Origin of the sequence: Massilia sp. TWP1-3-3 (genome assembly GCF_049897805.1) — a bacterium.
Taxonomy (GTDB): Bacteria; Pseudomonadota; Gammaproteobacteria; order Burkholderiales; family Burkholderiaceae_D; genus Telluria_A.
The window spans coordinates 1-23,663 of the sequence record NZ_JAFCWX010000027.1; the positions used below are offsets into that span (position 1 = coordinate 1).

At 61.9% G+C, this 23,663-nt stretch carries 17 protein-coding genes; 2 read left to right on the plus strand and 15 right to left on the minus strand.

All coding sequences use genetic code 11. The annotated features are described in order from the left end of the window. Positions 1-412: 412 nt before the first annotated feature. From ACP7D4_RS21605 to ACP7D4_RS21625, 5 genes are all read right to left on the minus strand, one after another. Positions 413-1,042 (minus strand): hypothetical protein, encoded by a 630-nt coding sequence (locus tag ACP7D4_RS21605; RefSeq protein ID WP_426105124.1) that lies wholly within the window; start codon positions 1,040-1,042, stop codon positions 413-415. 80 nt (positions 1,043-1,122) lie between these two features. Next, positions 1,123-5,757: an RHS repeat-associated core domain-containing protein gene (locus ACP7D4_RS21610; protein ID WP_426211239.1), complete on the minus strand. Its 4,635-nt coding sequence runs from the start codon at positions 5,755-5,757 to the stop codon at positions 1,123-1,125. 378 nt (positions 5,758-6,135) lie between these two features. Then, positions 6,136-8,586, minus strand: a complete 2,451-nt coding sequence (locus tag ACP7D4_RS21615; RefSeq protein WP_426105127.1) for a putative bifunctional diguanylate cyclase/phosphodiesterase — start codon at positions 8,584-8,586, stop codon at positions 6,136-6,138. Positions 8,587-8,643: 57 nt separating this feature from the next. Further along, on the minus strand, positions 8,644-9,141 hold the full coding sequence (locus tag ACP7D4_RS21620; RefSeq protein ID WP_426211241.1) for an RrF2 family transcriptional regulator: 498 nt from the start codon (positions 9,139-9,141) through the stop codon (positions 8,644-8,646). A gap of 68 nt (positions 9,142-9,209) precedes the next feature. Further along, positions 9,210-10,412: an NnrS family protein gene (locus ACP7D4_RS21625; protein ID WP_426211242.1), complete on the minus strand. Its 1,203-nt coding sequence runs from the start codon at positions 10,410-10,412 to the stop codon at positions 9,210-9,212. Between the two features lie 218 nt (positions 10,413-10,630). Between ACP7D4_RS21625 and ACP7D4_RS21630 the strand changes: the two genes are divergently transcribed. Beyond that, entirely contained in the window at positions 10,631-10,882 is a 252-nt protein-coding gene (locus tag ACP7D4_RS21630) for a heavy-metal-associated domain-containing protein (RefSeq protein WP_426105133.1), read from the plus strand. Between the two features lie 16 nt (positions 10,883-10,898). Here the strand turns inward: ACP7D4_RS21630 and ACP7D4_RS21635 are convergent, their stop codons facing one another. The 10 genes from ACP7D4_RS21635 to nosZ form a co-directional block, all read right to left on the minus strand. Next, entirely contained in the window at positions 10,899-11,603 is a 705-nt protein-coding gene (locus ACP7D4_RS21635; RefSeq protein WP_426211244.1) for a response regulator, read from the minus strand. A 20-nt stretch (positions 11,604-11,623) separates the two neighbouring features. Next, a complete protein-coding gene (locus tag ACP7D4_RS21640; RefSeq protein ID WP_426211246.1) occupies positions 11,624-13,549 on the minus strand; it encodes a type IV pili methyl-accepting chemotaxis transducer N-terminal domain-containing protein in 1,926 nt (641 codons plus the stop codon). Positions 13,550-13,625: 76 nt separating this feature from the next. Then, positions 13,626-14,663, minus strand: coding sequence for an FAD:protein FMN transferase (locus ACP7D4_RS21645; protein WP_426211247.1), 1,038 nt, complete (start codon positions 14,661-14,663; stop codon positions 13,626-13,628). Positions 14,664-14,747: 84 nt separating this feature from the next. Continuing rightward, on the minus strand, positions 14,748-15,176 hold the full coding sequence (locus tag ACP7D4_RS21650; RefSeq protein ID WP_426211248.1) for a c-type cytochrome: 429 nt from the start codon (positions 15,174-15,176) through the stop codon (positions 14,748-14,750). Between the two features lie 29 nt (positions 15,177-15,205). Next, a complete protein-coding gene (locus tag ACP7D4_RS21655; RefSeq protein WP_426211250.1) occupies positions 15,206-15,703 on the minus strand; it encodes a nitrous oxide reductase accessory protein NosL in 498 nt (165 codons plus the stop codon). Beyond that, a complete protein-coding gene (locus ACP7D4_RS21660) occupies positions 15,688-16,524 on the minus strand; it encodes an ABC transporter permease (protein WP_426105145.1) in 837 nt (278 codons plus the stop codon). Before ACP7D4_RS21660 ends, ACP7D4_RS21655 begins: the two co-directional genes overlap by 16 nt. Further along, positions 16,508-17,437: an ABC transporter ATP-binding protein gene (locus tag ACP7D4_RS21665; RefSeq protein WP_426211252.1), complete on the minus strand. Its 930-nt coding sequence runs from the start codon at positions 17,435-17,437 to the stop codon at positions 16,508-16,510. Before ACP7D4_RS21665 ends, ACP7D4_RS21660 begins: the two co-directional genes overlap by 17 nt. After that, entirely contained in the window at positions 17,418-18,689 is a 1,272-nt protein-coding gene (locus ACP7D4_RS21670; RefSeq protein ID WP_426105149.1) for a nitrous oxide reductase family maturation protein NosD, read from the minus strand. Before ACP7D4_RS21670 ends, ACP7D4_RS21665 begins: the two co-directional genes overlap by 20 nt. A gap of 77 nt (positions 18,690-18,766) precedes the next feature. Next, positions 18,767-20,929, minus strand: coding sequence for a 4Fe-4S binding protein (locus ACP7D4_RS21675; RefSeq protein WP_426211254.1), 2,163 nt, complete (start codon positions 20,927-20,929; stop codon positions 18,767-18,769). A 35-nt stretch (positions 20,930-20,964) separates the two neighbouring features. Then, positions 20,965-22,905, minus strand: a complete 1,941-nt coding sequence (gene nosZ / locus ACP7D4_RS21680) for a TAT-dependent nitrous-oxide reductase (protein WP_426211255.1) — start codon at positions 22,903-22,905, stop codon at positions 20,965-20,967. A 280-nt stretch (positions 22,906-23,185) separates the two neighbouring features. On the opposite strand from nosZ, the gene ACP7D4_RS21685 reads away from it, so the two are divergent. Further along, on the plus strand, positions 23,186-23,653 hold the full coding sequence (locus tag ACP7D4_RS21685; RefSeq protein ID WP_426211257.1) for a hemerythrin domain-containing protein: 468 nt from the start codon (positions 23,186-23,188) through the stop codon (positions 23,651-23,653). Positions 23,654-23,663 lie beyond the last annotated feature (10 nt).

Genomic DNA, 23,663 nt, shown 5'->3' on the forward strand with positions numbered 1-23,663 from the left:
ACCGGGACATAGATGCCGCCGACGCTGACGAACCGTTCTGAGCGGTCGCTGCGCCATTGCGGTTGAGAAATCACGCGCTTCCAAAGCCAGATTTAGGCGGATTTACACCGCCGCTAACAGAGCGGACGTGAGAACAGAAAACCCTGGCCGAAGTCGCACCCGGCGTGCGCGAGCGCCAGCTTAAAAGCATCGTTGTCGCCAGCGCGGGGAGCCTATGACGGGCGCTGGCCGTCGATGAACTTGGTCGAGGTCCGGCGCTGCGCGGCGAGGAAAAGCTGGGTTCGACGGCGATTGCACGCAAGGCGACGCCACGGATACCGGCATTCCCGCGGCGCCCCCCCCCCTCGATATCAATAGGAGGATAGATCGAACGGCATAACTACCCCGTGCCGTTCCGTGGCGGCTTCCCTCGTTATCGCGAGGTTTTCTTTTCCGGGTCGCTTTTAAGGTGTTTCGCGGCTAAGTCTTCCCAGTTTTGAAGTGGATTAATTCCAATGAGTTTCGCGAAGCCATAGAACTTTGAAATAAAGGCCCCAGGAACAGATGCTGCTGAGCCCGCCCATTCCGCCCTGCCGCAAGCAAAATCAATAGACATTTTCTTAGGTTCGTTTTTCTGGAGAAAAAAAGTAATGCTGTGGTGCGGCGCGAATATACATGATTTTGAACTCACCTCTGGCGTGTTCAGAATCTTCAGATCAACACTCCGGTTTGCACCAACTTCTTGGTCCATCTCCCAGAGCAGAGCGACGAGCTTTGAGGTTTGCTCTTCACTGAGAATTTTACTTTGATAAACGATATCGACAGGCACCAACGAAATCCCCCTTTGAGAATCGAGCGCGTCGATAATTGAGGAGTGTTCCGTTACAAGGATTTTATCTGCTTGATCAACCAGCGAAATCATCTCCTGAGTGAATGTCAAATTCGGCCCTTGTTTGGCTAGTCTGGCAGGAGCAGACTCCAACACTGGAGGCGAAGCCCGATCAGGCTGACAGCCAACCGATAATATAGATAACACTAGAAATCCACTATGCACAATTTTCATACATCACTCGAAAAAATGGGAGCATTAAAACCGATGGGCAACCACTGGAAAGATTAAATTTAAAGCGGACGCTATAGAGCTCAGTGACGCATTCCGGGAACTTTAGTGACCCATGGGCCCTGTCCATCCCAGCTCGGCGGTGGGCCAATCTTTCCGGACCCTAGCATGCCGCCATTGTTGTACCACGCCTCTTCAGTCGGGGCAAAAACCCAAGTTCCGAGTTGACCAGCTAAGTCTTCTGCATAGCCGGGCGCCCCATCTTTGCGGTCTCTACCCGTCTCACACGAGCCTAAAATGATCGGTTGACCATGCCAGTTCTTGTCCGCTCTAATAATTGCTGCCAGATCTTTAGGGAACATCAAACCCTTTCCGGTTGGCCCATACATGACCACAGAAGCTCCATGTCCAGCGACGGTATAGTAGCCCGGCACATTCCAAGCATTCGCACCTGACCAAAATTTGGGCTCTGTTGGACTGAAAAAGTTAAGATCTGCCAGACCAAACGGGTCGGCGTGCGTGAGAGGACGACTCCCAACGTAAGCGTACGTATTGATTCCGCCGTCTAACCCAATTGGATCGCTCTGCACATACCGCCCCGTCTGCGGATCATAATCCCTGAAGTAGTTGTAGTGGCTGTTGGTCTCTCTGTCATACACCTGTCCTGGAAAGCGCGGATTGTAGGTGAACTTCGGCAGGCCGGCCGGGCTCTCGTCGGGCTGCTGAAGGCCGAACGGATCGGCGTTGTCCCAGCGCCAGACCAGCCGGTTGTCGCTAAGCTGCGTGATTGCCCGCGGCGTCAGAATGTGATCGGCGTACACGCTGAAGACATCGGTCATCGACGTGGGCGGCGCCCCTGGCACCGGAGTCCCGCTGTCGCGGGGCTTCAATACGGCTACCGGCAAATCACCCAGATACACGGTTTCCTGGATTGCGCTTCCGGCTCGGTCGTACTCACCGACCAGATGGCCCTCTCGGTCGTAGACATAGAAGGTCAGTGCACCGCCGGCCCCGGATTTCGCAACCCGCTGGCCAAAGCCGTTGTACCGGTAGCTTGTGGTGCCCCCGGCCACGGCGACGGCCATGAGCCTGCCATTGGTTCCGTAGGTGTATTTCACGGTCCCGTCGCTCGTCAGATTGCCCGCGTTGTCGTAAGTATTCGTTTTGGCCGGCGCCGGGCCTGACGTCTTGTCGAGCCGGTTGCTCGTGGGAGCGACGATATTGATATAGGTCCCGGACCCAAAACGTGCCTTGATGCGCTTGCCGTTGGCGTCGTAGTCGAAACCCTGGCTGACGTTCGCGCCCTCCACCCGAATCAAACGGTCCAGATCGTCATACGTGTAGCTTTGATCGAGGCGCATTGCGTTCGGCGCGCCGCTGTGGACGATCGATTTGATGCGATCGGCTGCATCGTAGTTCAACGTTCGCACAACGCCGCCGGCGCCGGCCAGGCCCAGGGGATAAGTCTTGAGCCGGCCAACTGCATCGAACTCCCGCTTGTAGATATTCTTGCTCGCTGCGCTCCCCCAGCTCCAGCTCTGTACGGCTCCGAGCGCGGAGTACCCAATGTTCGACAGGATCGCTGTCGCGGTCTGCGCATTCGGTGCTGTGAGGGAGAGCTCGCTCGCCTTTCCATCGGCGCCATAGACGACGTCGATGCGATTGCCGCTTGGGTAGGTCATCGACGTCACGTGCCCGGTGCCGCCGCCGCAGGTCCCGTATTTGTAGCCAAGCGCAAACTGCTTTGCCGCAGTGCCGCTGCCGATAATATGAACCTGCGCCTCAAGGCGGCCGTACCCGTCATAGGCAAAATTGCTTCTGCCTGAGTCGTCGGTCATCGCCGTTATTCGTCCGGCTGCGCTGGACGCGCCTTTGCCATACGCATAAATACTGGTGCCGACTTTCGTCACCCGCCGCGCCGCATCATAGCTATAGGCGGTTGTGACACCGCGGCCGTCACGGCTGGCCACAAGATTGCCCACGTCGTCGAACTCGTACGTGGCGGCGCTGGTGTCCGGGCTGTTCACGGCTCTTTGCTGGCCGTAGCCATCCAGCGTATAACGCGTGGTCAGTTGGCGAGGGTCAGTGACGCTGACCAGATTGTCCTGGTGGTCGTAGCCGTAGCTGGTCGCCGTCACCGGCTTGCCGGCCGCCGCAGGAGGCAGCGCCGCTTTCGCAAGGCGGTCGAGGTTGTCGAACTCGGCGGTGGTGACGCGGCCCAGCGCATCAGTGAGCGCCCGCAGGTTTCCTCCACGGTCGTATTGCAGCGTCGTTGCTGCAGTCTGCTGGCCACGCTGGATGCTTGCCAGACGATTGAGCGCGTCAAAGGCGCGGTTGCCGACCATAACCTGCGCCCCGGAGGAATTGCGCAGCTCCTGCTGGGTCACATTGCCCATCTTGTCCAACGTCAGTTGAACCTGGTTGCCCGCGCCGTCGCGCAGACTGGTCAAGCGGTGGGCGTTGTCGTAAGCCAGCGTCACCGTCGAACCGTCCGGGGAAAGGACGCTTTTCAACTGGCCCGCAGCATCATAGGAATACCGGGTTGTCTCGACACCGCCCTTGCTTCCTGCAACGGTGCTGGAATCGAGTCGCTGCCCGGCCCCATACACCAAATTGACCGTCACGCCATTGGCGCGCAGGATTTTGCTTGCAAGGCCATCCTGGGTGTACTCAAGGAACTGCGTTACTTCGCCCACGGCATTCTGTGTGGTGGCAAGATCTCCCGTGGCATGGCTCGCTGTCGTGTCGTCGTAGTAGACATTGGTGATCGATTCCGCCTGGCCCAGCGCATTCGCCGGCCCGGTAGCTTTGAGCAACTGGCCGGAGGCGTTGTAGCTGTAATGCCAGGTCCTGGCGCGGCCGTCGCTCTGCGCCGCGAACCCGCCAGATCCGTTTGCATCGCGCGTTGCCTGGACCGTTGTGGAGCACAGGACGACGATGGGCTTGCCGTTGGGGAGCAGCGCACCAGCCGCGCAGCCGGCTACGGTGCCATTGGCGTCTGGCTGGCCGTTGTAGACATACCTTGTGATCTGCTTGGGGCTAGCGATGGCGGTCTCGAGTTCCATGTCCGGATGCCATTGCTTGCTTGTCCTGCAGCTGGTGGCGGCGATGGCTTCGGTGGCGCTGGCCGGGCAGCTGGCGGCCGCCGTCAGACCGGATACCTGGCTTGTCAGCAATCCGCGTACGGGATCGGTAATGAAGCAGGTTTTTTGATCGTTGAAATCGATGCTGCTGGTCAGCTGGCCAACATTGTCGTAGGCCAGCTTGCTCGATCCCGGCCCGCAGCCTGCGCCGCCGGGCTGGCTCTCGCTCGCGACCAGTCCCCCGGTGCCTCCCGGAAAGGCCAGACCGATCTCGCGCGTGGTTCCCAACGAGTCGGTGATGATGCGCTTCGCTTTTTCTGGATAGCCGAACGTGTAGCGATCGGCGCCGCCCGCATGCTCGGACAGCACCGCCTGCCCGGCGTCGTTGTAGGCGTAACTTGCAAACCAGACGCCGTTCTCATCCGTGATTCCGGTCAGCAGGTGCGCGTAATTGCGGTCTTCATAGTGGTAGCGCCGCGTGCTCAGCAGCGCTGCCTGGGCGTCGTAGAACTCAACTGTTGCAAGTCGCTCGGTCCCGGCGAGTTCGCTGTCGTCGTCGTCTTTGTACACATCATAGTTGTAGTGCACGGACATCGTCGCGCCAGTGATCGTGTCCACTGCGTCGCCGCGCCAGGTCACCGTCAGCGAGCGGCCGCTGGCGTCGGCAATCGTGGCCAGTCTGTTGTCCGGCCCGTAGGTGTAGGACTGGCCAACGCCTTCCCGGGTATGCGTGCTGACCAGCAAGTACCGTTCGCCGATCTTCTTGAACCGTTCGATGCTGCCGTCGCGCCTGGTCAGCTCCCAGTCGTCAAGTGTTGTGTTGAGGCTGCGGAGCGTTTCGCGTTTGTCCGTCTTGGAAGCAAAGGGGCCCGATTGCAGTCGGCCGAATTCAAAATAGGCGCCGTCGCCAAATGTTCCGGTCACCCCGACAGGCTGAGAGGGATGGAGTAACGAAAATACCACGGCGAAACTGCGGTCGAATGAAAAGGACCAGCCTTGTCCTGCGGACTGGCCCATGCCACCTTCGCGCAGCGAACGATAGGTCCTGCTGATGCGCAGCGTCCCGTTCGGCGCGCCCTGCAAATCGGTTCCGGTTTGAATCTTGGCGCCGCTGCTAACTGCGACAGGATTTCCCTTGACAAACCCGCGTTGAGAAGCTGCGCAGCTTGGCGGGCGCGCCCTTTCCGCCCATTTGACGCAGATGCCGGGCGACTTGGCGGTGTAACCATCTTCGCAGTCCAGATAAGTATGCGAGTAGTCCCAGACTGGGGCACCTTCCAATAGCTTGTAATAACAGCCATAGCTGGGTATGTTGAGTTCCTCCGGCTTCATCGAGCGAAGCCTGACACCCCAGTGGTTCGTCGCACTGAGCTTGCACGCTTCTTGCGGTGTGCGGACATGGCCGATTTTATTAATCGAGATGAAATAACTCCAGCCTTTCATGCCGGCTGGCATTGTCTCGGCAGCCTGGGCGCTTGCTGATGCGGCAAGGCCAAGGGCCAGCGCGAGTACCAGCTTGTGGTGTCGGGAAACCATGGTCCGCAAGGATGGTGAAGCATGTCCCGGTTGTAAATGACAAAGCACGTTGAGACCCCGGTGATACTTGTCGATCGAACGATCGAGTCGGCTCGGCATTGTTTCTCCTGTGAATATTTGTCTGACAAAGGCACGCTCATCAAATTTAAGGCGGAACGGGTATTGTTGCGCCCGCCCAATCTTTGGTATTTTCCAACGCGCTTGCGATGACAGATGATCAGGCGCATTGCTTTTTTGACATTGATGATGATCACGGAACAGACGACGTGAGGACAACAAGATTTGATTTGAACGTGGGGCGCTGGGGCAACCCAGCCGCAGCGACGAGGTGCAAGTTCACCCGACCACGCTGCTGTTCGAGCCAGAAGGCAAACTGGTGTTAACGCGGCTAAGGCAATTGACACGGGCGGAACTGAAAACCAATTTGCCGGGCGATGCAGGCCGTTCGCGCCGGTGAGCGGCTCGCCCGTGCAGCGCCTAATGCCCCAGCAAGGCGCCCATGTCGGCCGCCACGAGCGGGTGAGAAAACAAAAAACCCTGGCCGAAGTCGCACCCTGCGTGTGCCAGCAAGTCGCGCTGCTCTTGCCTTTCTATGCCTTCGGCAATCACCCTGATGCCCAGCTTGTGGGCCATGGCAATGATGGCTTCGCACATGGTCAGGTCGTCTGAATGCGCACTCAAGCCCCGCACAAAGGTCTGGTCGATCTTGAGATAGTCGACATGAAACTTCCTCAGATATGACAGCGCCGAGTAGCCGGTGCCGAAATCATCGATGGCAAGTTCTCCGCCCGCGTCGCGCCAGCCTTGCAACTGCTCCATGACGGCCTTGCTCGATTCCAGCAGCAATCCCTCGGTGATTTCCAGAATGGCCCCCGCCCCGCCCGACGGCGGCCTGGCCTTGCCCACGCTTTGGCTGGCAAACTGCGTGCCGCCTCCCCCACCGTTCTGGCGCAGCTGCACCGGCGACAAGTTGACGCTGACCTTGAACTGCGGGTCAGCAATCTTGCGCCAGATGTGCGCCTGCTGGCTGGCGCGCTGGTAGACCCACTCGCCGATCGCCGTGATCATCCCGGTCTGTTCGGCCACGGTAATGAATTCAAGCGGGCTGACCATGCCGCGCACCGGATGGCGCCAGCGCAGCAGCGCCTCCGCCTTGTGGATGGCGCCGTCGGCCAGCGCCACGATCGGCTGGTAGCGCAGCTCGAACTGGTCGTTGGCCAGCGCACCGCGCAAGTCGTTGATCATCCGCATCCGGCCCAGCGCTTCGTTTTGCATGCGCTGGGTAAAATAATGAAAGCGGTCGCGGCCATGATTCTTGGCCGCGTACATGGCCTGGTCGGCATTCCTGATCAAGCCATCGGCCTCGCGCGCATCTTCCGGAAACAGCGTAATGCCCACGCTGGCCGAGACATAAATGGTATTTTGCGCGACGTAAAACGGCAGCGCCATGGTCTGCACGATGGTGGAAGCAACCCGTTCGACCACGGCAGGGTCCTCCAGTTCGCCTAAAATCACGGTAAATTCATCGCCCCCGATGCGCGCCACCGTATCGGCGCCGCGCACGCAGCTGGCCAGGCGGCCGGCCGCCTGCTTGAGCAAGCTGTCGCCCATTTCGTGGCCGAGCGTGTCGTTGACTTCCTTGAACTGGTCCAGATCGATGAACATCAGCGCCAGCCGATGGCCGGCGCGTCCCGCTTTTTGTATCTCGTGCTCAAGCCGGTCGCGAAACATGCTGCGGTTCGGCAAACCGGTCAGCATATCGAAGTTCGCTTGCCGCCAGATCGTTTCATTGGCCCGCTTTTGGTCCGTGACATGCGAGAACATGCAAATGCGCAGCTTGTCGCGCTTGTGCTGGTCGTAAATCGTATCGATCCGCAGCCATTTCAGGCTGATTTCAGCTGACTTGAGCCGGATGCGCAGCGAGCCGGCCCAGTGCCCGGTCCTGCCCAGCAGTTGCTCGGCATCGGCGCCAATCAAATGCTCGGCGCCACCCTTGAGCAGGTCGGCGTCGTGCCCGATTACTTCCTCTTCGGTGTAGCCGGTAAGCATGGTAAAGGCGGGATTGATGGCCTCGATGCGCCCATTCATGCAAACAACCATGATCGCTTCGCCGATGGCTTGGTACACCATGTCCGACAGGCGCAAGGCTTTGTCGGTCTTGCGTTTTTCCGTCATGTCGGTGGAAATGCCAATCACGCCAATCAGTTGTTGGCGCTCATTGCGCAGCGGGGAATCGGTGACGTGCACCGGCAGTATGCGCCCGCTGCGGTGACGCACGTCGAAGTCGCCCGACCAGCTCTCGCCCTGCTGCAGACGGGCCATGATGTCCACCGCTTGCGTCTGGTTCAACTCGGTCGGCGTGACGTCGACGATATTGCGGCCCAACACCTCGGCCGCCGGCCAGCCATACAGCCGCTCGGCAAAAGGATTCCAGAACAGGATGGTGCCGGCCAGGTCGGTCGCAATGACAGCCTGTTCGACCGACGCCAGCAGATTTTGCTGCAGGCGCATCTGGCGGTCCGCCATATTCGGCCCGGCAATCTCTTCGTGCACGGCGACGACGTGCCGCGCCCCGGCCGCGTGCACGCCCGTCAGCTTGAGCCGGTACCAGCGTTCCTCGGTGGGCGAGTCACACGGATACTCGAGGCTGGCGTGTTGGACCCTGCCGCTCAAAATATCCCGTATCAAGTCTGCGGCAGCCGACGCGCAGCCGTCTCCCTGGACGGCGGCGCGCGCGCACGCGTCCAGATAGTTGGCGCCAACAAGCACGGCGGAAAGATCGGCGCCGTTGGCGCGCGCAAAGGCGATCCAGGCGTGATTGATACTGACGATGACGCCGGACGCGTCGATCACGGCAATCTGGTCTTGCAACAGATCGAGGGTCGATAGCGGCAGGCTTGGCGCCTGGTCGGCCGGTTCCAGTTTCATGGGAGCCTTCACCCGTCAAGGTTCCGCCATTTTGCGCCTTGATCGGCGCGCCTGCAACTAGGTTTTGTCGCGCGCGCGGCCGCGGCCCCTGCCCATGGGGTGGAACTGCACCAGCACCGGCAGCGGCGCGCCCTTGGCCTTGGCCTTGCGCACTTCCTTGATGATCATCTGTTCCAGCGTGACGGCGTCCAGCACGTCCAGGAAGGCTGCCGTGGCTTGGCCCAGCACCCCTTTGAGCGCGCACGCGGCCGCGTACATGCAGCCGGCCGAAGCGGCGTCGAAGCAGGACGCCATGTGGAAATCGGTTTCGGTATAACGCACGACCTCGCCGACATTGATGTCGGCCGGTTCGCGCCCCAGCCGCAAGCCGCCATTGCGCCCGCGCACGGTGTCGATGTAGCCGAGCGTGCCCAGATGATGCACGACCTTGGTCAGGTGGTTCTTGGCGATGCCGTGGGCGTCGGCAATATCCTGGATCGTGACCAGCTGCTCCCGGTTCATGGCCAGGAAAATCAGGGTACGCAGCGAATAATCGGTGTAGGCAGTCAGTCTCATGGGCAATGATGGGTAGTCTGGCAAGTGCAGCGGTCAGGCTAGCATTCTACTTCCTTCCTTGCGGCAAGTTACCCTTCTTTGCCGTCCACGCGGGCACGCCACAGATAAGGGGCATAGACCAGCAGGAACAGCGCAAACGACATGCTCCAGCACGCGCCAGCGGCAATGAGCAAGCCGGCGCGCCACGCAAGCGGCGCCATGCCGGCCCCGACCCGCAGGAAAGCACCGGCCTGGATCAGCACATACATGGCCGTTTCAGCCTTGCCGGCGACCATCTTGCGGCCCGTGTGGCCGAGCGTGGTGCGGGTCATCATGCCCATGATCAAGCCTGCCATCGATCCTACCGTGAGCGCATGGAAGGCGGTGCTGGCCGTGCCGATGCCCAGCGCGGCCAGGGCCAGCAGCAGGAAGCCGGCGCAAATCCAGGCGTAGCTCAGGTGCAGTATCCACAGCAAGGGAAAGCGCAGCGTGCGCTGCGGCTTCCAGCCCGCCAGGCGCAGCGCCGTGGCGCAGCAAGCCAGGAATGCAAGCCCGGCCGCCAGCGGCCCCGGCGCGCCGAACACCCAGCCTGCCACGGCGGCGACCACGACCGCCAAGGCGATCTTGTCGTTGCGCGGCAAGACCAGCGACTTGGCGCCGGGCGCCATGTTATCGGTAAACATCGGGATCACGCGTCCGCCAATCACCGCTTCGATCAGCACGATGAGCAAGATGGCCGCATGGATGGGCGCCACCTGGCCGATGGGAAGGATGCCCATGCCGGCGCCATGGAAGGCGGCGTTGGCCACCGTCAGCAGCCCCAGCAGCACAATAAGGAACATATTGCGCTTGTTGCCGGCCCGGTGCAGCACGCGGTACATGGACCAGGCTGCCATTGGCAGGAACAACAAGTCGATGCCGGCGGCGAGCCACGCGGGCGCCGTCAGCATGGCCACGCGCGCGGCCACCCACACCAGCGCCAGCCCCGCCAGATGCGCGCCGTAGGGCGTCTGCAGCCCGGTCCACGCGCGCCCCGCCGTCAACAGGAAGCCGACCACGACGGCGATGGCGAAGCCGAACACCATTTCATGCACGTGCCAACCAAGCGTGATGTGGGTGGACGCCCCGGCCCAGCCCAGATAGTGCGCCAGCCACAGCGGAATGAACAACACCGCCAGCAACGCGGCCAGGATGTAAAACGGCCGGAATCCCAGCGCCCACAGCGCATGCTGGCCGCTCCAGAGGGGATGGACAGCGCCGGTGGCGGGTTCTTCGATCATGTGCAAGCTCATGCTGCGGCCTTCTGATTATAAGACATCGGTTTAAAGATACATTCAAAATACTACTTCAAACGCAGCCATACGGCAACAGCATTTCCTGGTTTATGAGGTGAAATTGATGTACCTTACGTTTTTCCAAAATAGCGCCCGGCGCGCATCGAATGTGGTGGACGGCAATCTTAATCCTGCTTACGCTGAGAAGCATTACCACAGGAAACCATGGAGTTCATATGCAAACCGCCTCACTCATCATCCCCGCCATGAATACCGAAGCGATCGCGGTCCAGGTCGCCAAAGCGCTGGAAGCTATCGCTGGCGTCGACCGCGTGCACATCACGCTGGCCAGCACGCTGGCCCGGGTCGGCTTTGACGAAACGCGCGCCACCCCGGCCGCGCTGCGTTCTGCCGTCAACACGGCCGGCTTTATCGTGGCCGAGCCGCCATCGAGCTGCTGCGGTGGTTGCGGCGGCGGCGGGCACTAATCCCCGCCTTGATGTACTAACCCTGGCGCTCTCCCAGGGTGCTGGCCATGCGGTGTTCCACCGCGAACACCGCCGCCTGTACCCGGCTCGACAGCTTGAGCTTCTTGAGCACGTTCTGGACATGGATCTTGACCGTGCTTTCCGCCAGGTCCAGCTTGCGGGCGATAAACTTGTTGCTCTCCCCTAGCGCCAGGCAATCGAGAATATCCTTTTCGCGCGGCGTCAGCTTGTCGATGTCCGACACGGGCGCTACCGGCGCCGTCGCGTACATCTGCGCCACCAGCTTGCCGGTGAGCGCTTCGGCCACGACCACTTCGCCCGCATGGGCGCGGCGGATGGCCCGCAGCAGATAATCGGTCTCGATATTTTTGATCAGGTAGCCCTGCGCCCCGGCGCGCATGGCCAGCGCCAGGTCTTCCGACTCTTCCGACACGGTCAGCATGATGATGGCGATGCCCGCGCAATCTTGCTGCATCAGCTGCAAGGTTTCCACGCCCGACATGCCGGGCATGTGCAGGTCGAGCAAGACCACGTCCGGCTTGAGCTGCTTGCAGCGCTTGATGCCCTCCACCCCGTCGGCAGCTTCGCCCACCACGGCAAACTCGGCGTGGCGCTGCAGCAGTGAACGTATGCCACTGCGAAACAGCGAGTGGTCGTCGACCAGCAGCACGCGGATCGCTTGGTCGGCGTTTTTCAGCGCGTTTTTCATCCCGTTGTCCATCTCTGTTCCCTCTGAAAGACTCATGCCGCGCGCCGTTGCGCCTGCGGCAAGGTGAGCGTGATGCTGGTGCCGCTGCCCGGGGCCGACGTGACGGCGAGCGCGGCGTCGATGCGGTGCGCCCGTTCGCGCATGATGTGGATGCCGATATGCTCGTCGCCCCGCCGGTCGAGCTGGGCGGGGTCGAAACCGGCGCCGTCGTCGGTGATCGTGAGCGTGAAATCGTCGCCTTCTTCCAGGCGCACCAGCACGCGCCTGGCGTCGGCATGCTTGCGCACGTTCGACAGCGCTTCCTGCACGATGAACAGCAATTGCAGCTGCTGCTCGCGGGGGAACGGCGCGCCGTCGGGGTCGGCCACCAGCTCGGCGACCAGCCCCGTCTGGCGACCGAATTTGTCGACCGTGGTTTGCAGCGTTTCGATCAGGCTGCCTTCGACCAGGCGCGTGCGGAAATTATGCAGTAGCTCGCGTACATCTTCGTAACTTTGCTGCACGCCCGCGCGCAGCAGCGGCACGATGTCGGCCACGTCGCCGATGTGGCCCGCCTTGACCGACTGGTCCAGCATCTGCACCTGCAAGTTCAAAAAATTAAGGCTTTGGGCGATGCTGTCGTGCAGACCCTGGGCCACCAGGTTGCGCTCTTCGGAGACGGCCAGTTCGCGTTCGCGCGCGACCAGGCGCAGGTTTTCGACGGCGGTGCCTAGCAGCTGGCCCAGCGTTTCAAGCAAGCTTTGTTCGCGCGCGTCAAACGTTTTCGGCTGACGAAAATGCAGGTTGAAAAAACCCAGGTTGACCCGCTGCGCGCAAATATGGAACACCGACACGGTCGCAAAACCTTCGCGGTGGCATGCGAGCTCGTGCTCCTTGTCGAGCTTGCGCAAGTCGTGGATCACGTTGATTTTGCGCGCCACCGCGTCGCCGCACAGGCATTCGCCGACCTTGATGCAATGCTCGCGCTCGACCAGCTGGGGCGACATGCCCTGGTGGACCACCAGGTGCAAGTTGTTGCCCCCGGCGTCGAGCACGCGCACCGAGCCGCCGTCGGCATTGAAATAGTCGCACATGCGCTCCAGCAAACCCTGGCACAGCGGTTCGAGCGCCTGCGGATGCTGCAGAAAGGCCGAGGCGTCGTACAGCAGCGCCAGCTCGCGGTTCTGGTGTTCCAGCGCGGCGGTCTTGCGCGCCACCCGGCCTTCAAGATTATCGTACAGCGTCTTGAGGCGATCGGCCATCTTGTTAAAACCACGCGCCAGCTGGCCGAATTCGCCCGGGCCCTCGCCTGCCAGCCGCACTTCAAAATCCTTGGCCGCCATGCGCCGCAATCCGTCATGCAAGCGCGTGACGGGGGCAATGATCAGGCTGAGCATCAGGTACACCAGGCTGACCGTGCCGGCCAGGGCCATGACCAGCAGCGCCAGCTGCGAGCCGCGCAGCCAGAACATGCGCGTTTCGCTGTCGCGCTCGATGAGCCGGACCAGCGCGTCGGCTTCGGCGACAAAGCGCTCGGTGTCGGGGCGGAACTTGCCCAGCGCCTGCGCACGCGGCGCGCCGTCAAGTGCCAGCAGCGCCAGCGCGGCGGGACGAATCTCGTTGTGCCAGCGCGCGGTCAACTGCGCGAAGTCGCGCCGAATCGCGTCGGCCGGCGGCAGCAGCAGCGGGCGTTGCGGGTCGCCCTGTTCAAGTTGCGCCAGCGTGGCGCCGATGTCGGCGATCAGGTGCGCGGCGGCCGGGTCGGCGAGCGCGCCTTGCGAGAGCGTCAGCGACAGGTGGAAGCTATCCATGCGCAAGCTGCCGGCATCGTTGATGGCGGCGGCGCTGCCTTCAAGCTGCCAGGACAGGTACAGCGTGAGCGAAATGGCGGCCAGGGCCAGCGACAAAAAGCCTACCAGCGCGCCCATGATCCTGGTCGAGAGGCGGTGCCAGGTGGGTATGAGCGAATCGAGGTTCATCGGCGGTCCTTGCGTGCTGTGCGCAAACGGGGCGCGATTGCCTGGCGCCGCCTGTGCATGATACGCGAGCGCCGGCTCATCGGCTGCCCGCTTGCAGCCGCGCCTGCATGGCCGGCGTCATCAGGAAACGCTTGTCGGCGCCGATCAGCAGTACTTCGGTCAGGTGCATCTTGGCCGCCATGGCTTCCCAGTTGGCCGGGCCGGCGATGAACAGCGGCTTGGAGTTGCCGTCCGAGCGCAGCCCGGCATCCTGGCCGCCGGAGGTGATGATCGTCACCGACGCCACCAGGTCGACCGTATTGCCGGTGCGCGGGTCGATGATGTGCGGGTGGCGCGTGCCGCCGGCAAAAAAATAGCGCTGGTAGTCGCCGCTGGTGCCCATCGCTTCGTTGTCGTGCAGCGCCACGCGCGCCAGCGTGCCGTCGCCGCGCGGGTCTTGCACGCCCACGGTCCACGGCCGCGCGCCGGGCCGGCCGATGGCGATCAGGTTGCCGCCCACGTTCACTAGCGCCGCTTTTACGCCGCCGCGGCGCAAAATCAGGGCGGCGCGGTCGAGCGCGTAACCTTTGGCGTAGCCGCCCAGGTCGATCATGACGGCCCGGTTGGTACTGGTGATTACAACGCCCTGGTAGCGCAGGTCGGCCAGGCGCGGCTTGACCGCGACCCAGCGCGCGATTTCCGCGGCGGGCGGGTCGCGCCCCTCGAAGGTGCTGCTCTGGAAGCCCCACAGGCGGATCAGGTGGCCGATGGCGGGGTTGAACAAATTGTCGGAGCGCTCGGCCAGCACCGTGGCCGATTGCAGCAGGCTGACCATTTCAGCATCGGCGGTGAACGGCTCGCCGCGCGCGATGGCGTCGTTCAGGCGCGTGAGCATGCTGGGCTGCCAGGCGTGGAATTTGTGGTGCAGGCGGTCGAATTCGGCCAGCACGGCGCGGCTCAGTTCAGCGGCGCGCTCGGGGGAACCGCCATAGATGCTGACGTCGACAACGGTGCCAAAAACGCGGCCGGTGGTGTGATGCGTGGCGTCAGCTTGCGTGCAGGCCGCCGCAAACAGCATCAGCAGCATCAGCAGCATCAGCAGCAGCGCGGCAAACAGGCTCCGGGTCATTCTCATGATACATTTTGCATTGATATGGCGCTTATTTTGTGTCATATTTTCCGCATCGTCCCCGCGCGCGAGGACGATGCGGGGTACTTATCACATTGCCTTGCTGACCATGTAATCGACCGCAGCCTTTATCTCTTCGTCCTTCAACGCCGCATTCCCGCCGCGCGGGGGCATCATCTTCAAGCCTTCCAAGGCGCTTTTATACAGCGTGTCCACGCCCTTGGCGATGCGCGGGCTCCAGGACGGCTTGTCGCCCAGCTTCGGGGCGCCGAGCACGGCTGCGCCGTGGCACGACGCGCAGTTGGCCGTGTACACCTTTTCGCCAACGGCCAGGTCGGCGGCACTGGCAACGACCACCGGTGCTGCCGATGCTGCCGGTGCCGCAGGCGCAGCGGCGGCGGGCGCGTCCACAACCGCGGCTGCGGCAGGCACTTCGGGCGCAGCGGTCGGCTCCGCCTTCTTGCCGCAGGCGCTAAGCGCGCCGACCATCAACAGCGATACCAATATACTTTTCTTCATCATATCCACCCTCAAAAACGTTAAAAAAATCAATGACGCGCATTGGCGGCCGCGCCACTCTTGTCAAGCATTGCTGCCTTCATATGGTCGAACTGCACGATCGTGCCGCCCTCCCTCTGGACAAAGGCGGCCGCCTCTTGTGCGCTTGCAAACGCGCCGAACGTCGCCCCCATCGAGCCCTGCTTCCTGCTACCCACCACAAACAGCGCATCCTTGGCCACGATCCAGTGCCCGCTTGGTTTGGCCCAGTCGGTCTTGCCCGCGTCCTGCACGAACACCGCCGCCACCTTGCGCTTGTGTTCCGGCGCGAGCAGCACGGCAAACAATTCGGTCAGGTCGCAATAATAGTCCGGCTTGCCTTCGGTGTAGTGCACTTGCGCCTTGGGACCGGGAAAATCCTGCAGCACCATGCCGTCCAGTGCGCACGCGGCGTCGGCGCTCGGTTCCTGGGCGACCGGCGCAAGCGTAGCCTCGCTGCACGCTGCAAGCACGAAGGCAAACAGGAGGCACCCTATTTTGGTTGGCATGTAAATCTCCAGTGAGCGATCAAAAACGGCACCACGATCCAGGCCGCCATGATCGCCAGCAGCACGGCCGGATCGGTCAGCCGTTCCGGCATCACCGTCGCCAGGCCGTACATGGTTTGCACCTGCTCGGAACTGAAGATATTCATCAGCCGGAACACGTCGGCGGGATTGAACATCAGCAGCGCGGCAAACAGCGTACTGCCAAGGCCCCCCTGGCTCATCACCAACGCGCCCATCAGCAGCAGGTCGAAAATAAGCACGAAAAAGAACCACAGCGCAATTGCCACGCCGCTGGCGCGCACCCGGTCAAGCGCCACCACCGACACCAGCATCGAAATACTCAGGAAGGCCAGGCCCATCAGGATGGCGCTGCCGACAAAGCCGGCGTAATGAAAGCCGTCGCGCACCGTCAGCTCGCTGGCCATGGGCAGCAGGCCGGCGCCAAAACCGAGCACGGTGGCCGTGGTCAGCGCCGCCGCCAGCCCCAGGTATTTGCCCAGCAAAATCTCAAAGCGCGTGATCGGCATCGACAGCATCAGTTCGAGCGAGCCGCGTTCGCGTTCGCCCACGATGGCATCGTAGCCGAGGATCAGCGCAATCAGCGGCACCAGGTAAATCACCAGGCTGACCAGGCTGGCTACCGTCACGTCGATGCTGTGAAAACCCACTTCACCCTGCTGCGAGGCGCCAAAATAGGCAATTGCCAACGCGAACAGCGCAAAAATGACGGCCACGGCCAGCACCCAGCGGTTGCGGATCCGGTCGCGAAACTCCTTGGCGGCAATCACGCGCACCTGGCGAAAATCAATGCGTTCGCGCATGCCGGCCTCCATAGCCTAGGAACAGGTCTTCCAGCGATGGCTCGCGGATCGTCACGTCCAGCAGCGCCGGCGCCATCAAGGCCAGGATGGGCGCCTTGAGCGCGGCCGGACAGCTGATGTGGGCATGGTCGGGGTGGTCGGCGTCCAGCGTCACGGTGACGCCCTCCATGTGCGCCAGCATGCCGGCGGCCAGCGCAGCGTGGCCGGGGCGCAGCAGCAGTTCGAGCGTGGACGGCAGCACATGTTGCCCGCGCAGCTCGGCCAGCGTGCCCAGCGCGGCGACCTTGCCGGCGTCCAGGATCAGCAGGCGGTCTACCCGGTCCTGAATTTCCGCCAATATGTGGGAAGTGATCACGATGGTGGCGCCGCGCGATTGGGCGGCGCGCAGCAGCACGTAAAAACCGGCGATACCTTCCGGGTCCAGCCCGTTGGTCGGCTCGTCGAGAAAAATCAGGTCCGGGTCGCCCAGCAGCACTTGCGCAAAGCCGAGCCGCTGGCGCATGCCTTTGGAATAGGTGTGCAGGCGGCGCGCGCCGTCGCCGGCCAGGCCGACAAGCTCCAGCACGTCAGCGCAGGCGCTGCGCGTCACCCCTTTCAGGTCGGCGAACAGGCGCAGCACTTCAAGGCCGCTCAGGTTGTCGTAACTGACAAAGGTTTCGGGCAGGTAGCCGATGCGCCGGCGCACCTGGCGGAACTGCGCGCTGGCGGTGTCCACGCCGCCCACGCGCACGCTGCCCGCGCTGGCCGGCAGCAAGCCGAGCATCAGCTTGAACAAGGTGCTCTTGCCGGCGCCGTTGTGGCCGATCAGGCCGAACATTTCGCCCTTGCCGATCGCCACGGACACATTGCGCACCGCGTCGACCTTGCCGAAGGACTTGCTCACCGCGTCCAGTTCAATGGGGATGCTTGTCATTGAAGCGTCTCCATTCAGGGTTGTTCGGCCGCATGCGCGGGTGTGCTTCGGTCACGCTGGGCGCGCGCAGCACGGGAAACTGGCGGGCCACGAAGCGCAGCGTCTGCACTGCGGGACTGGTCAAGACCAGCTTGACGAGCGGATATTGCCAGTTCAAGCGGTCAACCAGGTCGCTCGCCTCGTAGGCCACGTCGCCGGCGCCGTCGCCGTCCTGGTCCCAGCCGCTGTAATTGCTCCAGTAATTGCCTTGCTTGCGGCCCCAGGCAACGTCGCGCGCGGCGACGAACTTGACCGCTTCCTCGTTGCCAATGAAGTCATTGCCGTCGACCTGGTTGTTGGAGGAACCGGCCGACAGGTGCACGCCAACCCGGTTGTTGATGACAACGTTGTTGCGCAGTACGTTGTATTCGGCGTCATACACGAAGAAACCGCGTCCGTTGGCGGCCACGACATTGTGCTCGATGATCGAATCCTGGATGGTGCGCAGCATGATGCCGTGGTCTTCGTTGCCCCAGGCGATGTTGTTGCGCACCACAAGGTTGCGCACCTCCATCAGCGCCAGGCCGCCGCGGTTCAGGTAGGACTCGTTGCCCTCCCAGGTACTGTGATTCGTATTCATATAGTGCGTACCATACCGCACATGGTGAATTTTATTTCCCCTGAATAGTGCGCGGGTCGAGATATCGACGTAAATGCCGTCGCGCGCGTGGCTGATGGTGTTGCCGATCACTTCCACATCGGCCGTGTTGTAGACCTGGATGCCATTGCCGCGCGCGGCCGACAGCAAATCCGGCTTGCCGGTGATGGTGTTGCCCGTCACCTTGGAATGGTTGGATTTTTCAAGCCACAGGCCGAACAGCGTGTTCGACAGCACGCAGTCGCGCAGCGTAAAGCGGTCGGCGCCGGGCACGACATAGACGCCCGCGTTTTGTTTGTCCAGGTCGGCGCCGCTGTCGCGGATGGCCAGGCCTTCGATGACGACATCGCTGGCCGTGACGCGGATCACGTCGCCCGTGCCTTGGGCGCTGATGACGGGCCGGCCTTGGCCGCGCAAGGTCAGTCGTTTATCGACCAGCACGTGTTCCTTATAGGTGCCTGCGGCGATGAGCAGCGTGTCGCCCGGCGCCGCCTGGGCAATGGCGGCCACGATCGATTGTCCGGGCAACACCCGCAATTCAGCGGCGCTCGCCCCGAAAGCCAGCAAAGAAAGCGCGAGCAGCGTAGGTCGGACAAGCGAAGCGCGTTCCGACATGTTCGCGTCGCGTCGACGCACGTCGGAAAAGGGGGCCGCCCAGGCCTGCGCTTTTCCGACGGTTCGCTTGCCACCCATCACGGAGCCAACTCTCCTGCCCGGTTTGCCAATGCATCCTTGACCGATTCGAGCTTGATGAAATACCCGCCCGCATCAATGGCCGTCAATGCCTGCCCATCCTTCTCGCGCCGCTTGCGCTCGCCCACCAGCGGGGGACAGGCATGGTCGTCGTAATACAAAATCATGCAATCGAGGCACAACATGCATTCCATCTGGTCGATATTGCCGGCGCTATCGATCGCGTGCGAACCGCAACCGGCAGCGCACGCATGGCAGGTCGTGCATTCTGCTTTGCGCTTGAGCCCAAACAGGCGGAACTTGCCCGGCAGCGCCAACCCCGCGCCCAACGGGCACAGGTATTTGCAATACGGGCGCTCGCTGAAGAATGACCAACCCAGTATGCCGCCAATAAAGATCCAGAACGGCCACGACCGGTTCCACACGCCCACGATAAAGGTGGTCTTGAACGGCTCGATCTCGGCCAGATGCTCGGCCGTTTCCATCGAATAAAACGACACCCCGAGCAACACGGCAAAAATCACATACTTTAGGTACCTGAGCTTGTCATGCAAGGGCTTGGGCAACAATTTTTGATACTTCTTCAAGCCAATGACCTTGCCGATGCTCAGGGCCAGTTGCTGCAGCGAGCCAAACGGGCACAGCCAGCCGCAAAACACGCCCCTGCCCCACACCAGCGTGCTGATGATAATGAACCACCAGAACAGGAAAATGTAAGGATCGGACAAGAACAATTCCCACTTCCACTGGTGCAGCACGGCATGGAACCAGGTCAGCACTTGCGTAATGCTCGGCTGCGCCTTCAGGTAAAAGCCCAGGAACACGACGCTCACCAGCCACAGCACATGGCGCGGGCGCTTGATCCACGGCTTGTGCTTGCGCGACGAAATGCGCACCAGCGTGTCGCGCTGCGAATACATGACGGCAGTAAAGGCGAGCACGAACAGGAACAGACCGATCTCGACCTTCTTGCCGCCCCAGATCGCCTTCCACACTGCCTGCGGCAGCTCGACCCTGGGACGTCCGCCCACCAGGTAGCGCGACGGCAGCCAATATTGTTTGTCAAAGTGCACAAACGTCTTGGCGCCGCTCTGCCCTTCAGCCTTGTTGGCCAGGAAAGTGAGCTGCCACGGCCAGGCCGGGTTGAAGTTCTCGGAACGGACGATAAACACGGCCGATTCGGTGAACGCGGGCGCGCCCTCGGCTTGAATGCCGTACAGGTTCTGGTAGTCGGTATCGCGGAAGGTAAAGCTTTGCGGATCCTGGCGCACCTGGATCCGGTCGTAGATGCCGCCGCGCACGTAACCGGACCCCTTGAAGGAGGCGGCGCCGCTGGCGATGATGAAAATGGCCTGTTCGTTTGGCTTGAGTTCATCCATCAGGCGCCGGTAAGCATGTTCGCCCAGCACGCTGATGCCGACGGACGGCACGTTCAAGTGTCCGAAATGCATGTCGATGTACGGTCCGTCGCCCTCGAGCCCGACTTCTTTGGGCGCCACTTGCAGGTGACTAACGCTGCCCTCGGCCAACAGTTGCTCCCAGCTCAGCTTTTCATTCAGCGGCGTATAGCGCGCCGGCGGGCGCACTTCGCTCTTGAACATGCCGACCTGACGCCCGATTTCATAGGCGCTGCGTGAAATGACCTGGTTTTCAGCAATCACGGTGACGGTGGCGCCGCTGATGGCGTCCAGCCCCACCGCGCCGTTGGCCGTGTCGCCATGGCCGATTTCCAGCTTGGCGTCGCCGCGCTGGCCGACATATTGCGCAATGAATTTAAGGAGTGTGGATTCGGGAATGCCGGCCAATAAAATCGGCTCGGAATGCTTGAGCACGCGCACGCCGGTGATCAGGCCAGCCGTGTCCATGCCAATCAGGGTAACGATGGGTTTGCCGGAATAAGCGGGAATGTCGACCACATCGGTCGACAGGAAAACATAGCCGACGAGGTGCTCGGCCTTGTCGGGGCCGGCGCCGAAGGCTTCGACATAGCTCGGCCGGCCCTTGCGTTCAGAAAATCTCGTTGCCTGCGGCATAACGTCGCGGCACGGCGCTTGCGCGCACAAATTTGCGCCGTGCAGCAATTGCTGCGACAGCTCGGCATCGTAGACGGTGGCGCGCGCCGCGCCCCCCGCCAGCATCGACAGCAATGCCAGCAGCGCCATACACCATGGCCAGGGCGACAGTACGCGCATAGGCCTTACGCTTCCACCAGCAAACGGCTGCGCATTTCGAGGTGCAATGCGTGGCAGAAGTGGGTGCAGTAAATCCAGTAGGCGCCGGCATGCTCGGTCTTGAAGGTGACCGAACGGGTTTCCTGTGGATTGACGATAAAGTTAATGTTGTGATATGGAATCGCGCAGCCGTGGGTCAAGTCTTCGACCTTGTCAAAGTTGGTCAGCGTCAGCGTCACTTCGTCGCCCACCTTGACCTTGATGATCGGCATGCTGAACGCCGGCGCTTGCGACATCAGGCGCACATGCACCTTGTTGCCCTTGCGCTCGATGCCGGCGGTTTCTGCCGTGACAGCGTTCGGGAAGTCCGTCATCACCGACACTTGCTTGGTCTTGACGAAATCGCGGCGCACGATAATGCCGTCATGCGGCTCCGGGTAGGCCGTGTGGTCCGCCACGAGCACCATCTTGGCGCCGCTGATGTCGAGAATCTGCTCGGTTTCCGGGTGCAAGGGCCCCACTGGCAGGAAGCGGTCTTTCGAAAACTTGTTGCCAGAGTTAAAGTACTTGCCGTCCGCATCCTTGGTTTCACCCATCGAAGCGTAGCCGTGGCCCGGCTGGTAGTGCACGTCGGCACGGTCGAGGATCGGCTTGACGGTCTTGTCGCCCTTGAACTGGGCAATTGCCATGTCCACATTCCATTTGACGACCTGGCTGTCCAAAAACAGCGAGGTGTAGGCATTGCCCTTGCCGTCGAAGGCGGTGTGCAATGGGCCCAGGCCAATTTCCGGCTCGGCAACCACGCTGTCGCGCGGCAGCTTGAGCGCGCCGTCGAACCATTGCAGTACCTTGGCCAGTTCGATCACGGTCGCCGTTGGCGAGAGCTTGCCGGCGCAGACAAAATACTTGCCGTCAGGGCTGGCGTTCACGCCGTGCGGGTTTTTGCCGACCGGGACGTAGCAGGTCAGTGCCGTTTTCGGATCTTCATTGGCGGTCTTGCGTCCGTCAACCACGGGCACCTTGGAGCTGCCGATGGTCGTAAAGGTGCCGGCCTTGATCATCGCTTCGATACGCGCCACGTTGAAGAACACGCAGGCGTCGCGTTCGGCGGCCATCATGCCGGCCAGGTCAGCAGCGCCTTCGGTGTTGTACTGGGTGGCGGCAGCGAGCTTGCCGTCATAGGACGTGGCAAGCAACTCCATGTTGCCGTCGATGCGGCACTGCCAGCGCACTTCCATGCTGGCCGCGTCAACGCAGGTGAACAGGCAGCCCCATTTCGATGGGTCGTCCAGGTCGCGTCCGTCGTTTGGCAGCGGAATGTGGAATTCGGCGCCGCAAAATACGCGCGTGGTGTGATTGATGGCGGCGTCGACCGGGTCGCGCTTGTCCGGGAAAATACCGTGGAAACCCATCACGTTCGGAATCGACGTGATCTTGTCGCATTCCATCGTGTCCATGCGGATACGGGCCAGGCGCGAATGGATCTTGTCGTTCACGAACAACCAGCGGCTGTCGTAGGTGCCGTCCTTGTAGCTGCCGTGCACGTGGTGGGTGTCGCCGGTGGTGTACTGCAGCGTGCCGTCGGGCTTGGTGCCCATGACTGCCTTGGACTCGTTGGTGATGCCCCAGCCGACCATGCAGTCGGTGTTAAAGACGGGAATGCGCTTGAGCGTGCGGCCGGATGGCAGACCCAGTACCCGCACTTCGCCGCCGTGACCGGCGCTAATAAAAGCGTAATAGGTATCGAGCTGACCCGGGGCGACGTGGCTGCCGTCGGCGGCGCCCTTGGCGGGTACCGGTGCAGCCTTGCCTGCAACCGTTTCTTCCTTGCAGCCGGCCAGGCCGAGCACGGCGCCGGCGCCGGCCAGGCCGACCATGGCGCTCTTGCCCAGAAAGCCGCGGCGGCTGGCTGCAACGCTGGCTACAACTTCGGTCGTGCTGTCGTTCGAATCTTTTTTGTTGTCCATCAGTATTCTCCTAGAGGTGCATTGGCGGGCGGCCTTGCTGCGGTGCGAGGCTATAACCAGAAGAGTGTATGGAGCACGTTTGAAATTTCCTATTCGCACTATGGTTATCGCATCTCGCAGAGTGCTTAGACGTACTAGTCTTTTAGAACTATACGAATGCCAGAAGGACGGCAAAAGGATGGCAAATGGCACGCGGGGTTATTTTCCTTAAAGTGGATTAAGGATTTTGGCAGCAGATGCGGGCGACAATGGCGCATCGCCAATCGGCCGGAGAATGCGAATGGATACGCTGGGCAACTACCTGACGCACGATCATGCGCGCTGCGATGCGCTGTTGCGGCGCACGCAGCAGTCCGTTGGCGCGGCCTGCTGGCCCGATGCACAAGAGAACATGGCTGTCTTCCAGCATGCGCTGGAACGCCATTTGCTGATCGAGGAACAAATCCTGTATCCCGCCTTTGAACTGGCGCTGGGGCGCGCCGTTACACTAACCGCCACCATGCGCGCAGAGCATTTGCGCATCCGGGCCGTGGCGCAGCGCCTGGCCGATGCCGTCGCCGCCTTCAGCGCTTCTGCCTTCGTCAAGCATGCCGAAGCCTTGCTGCTGACACTGCACCAGCACAGCGAGAAGGAAGAAGGCGTGCTCTATCCCATGATGGAGCGCGTGCTGGCGCGTCGCGGCCCGGACCTGCTGGAGGCCGCGCGCGCATTTGGCGCTGGCGAGCAAGTGCGGGCAATCGCACGCTGACGGCGCAAGC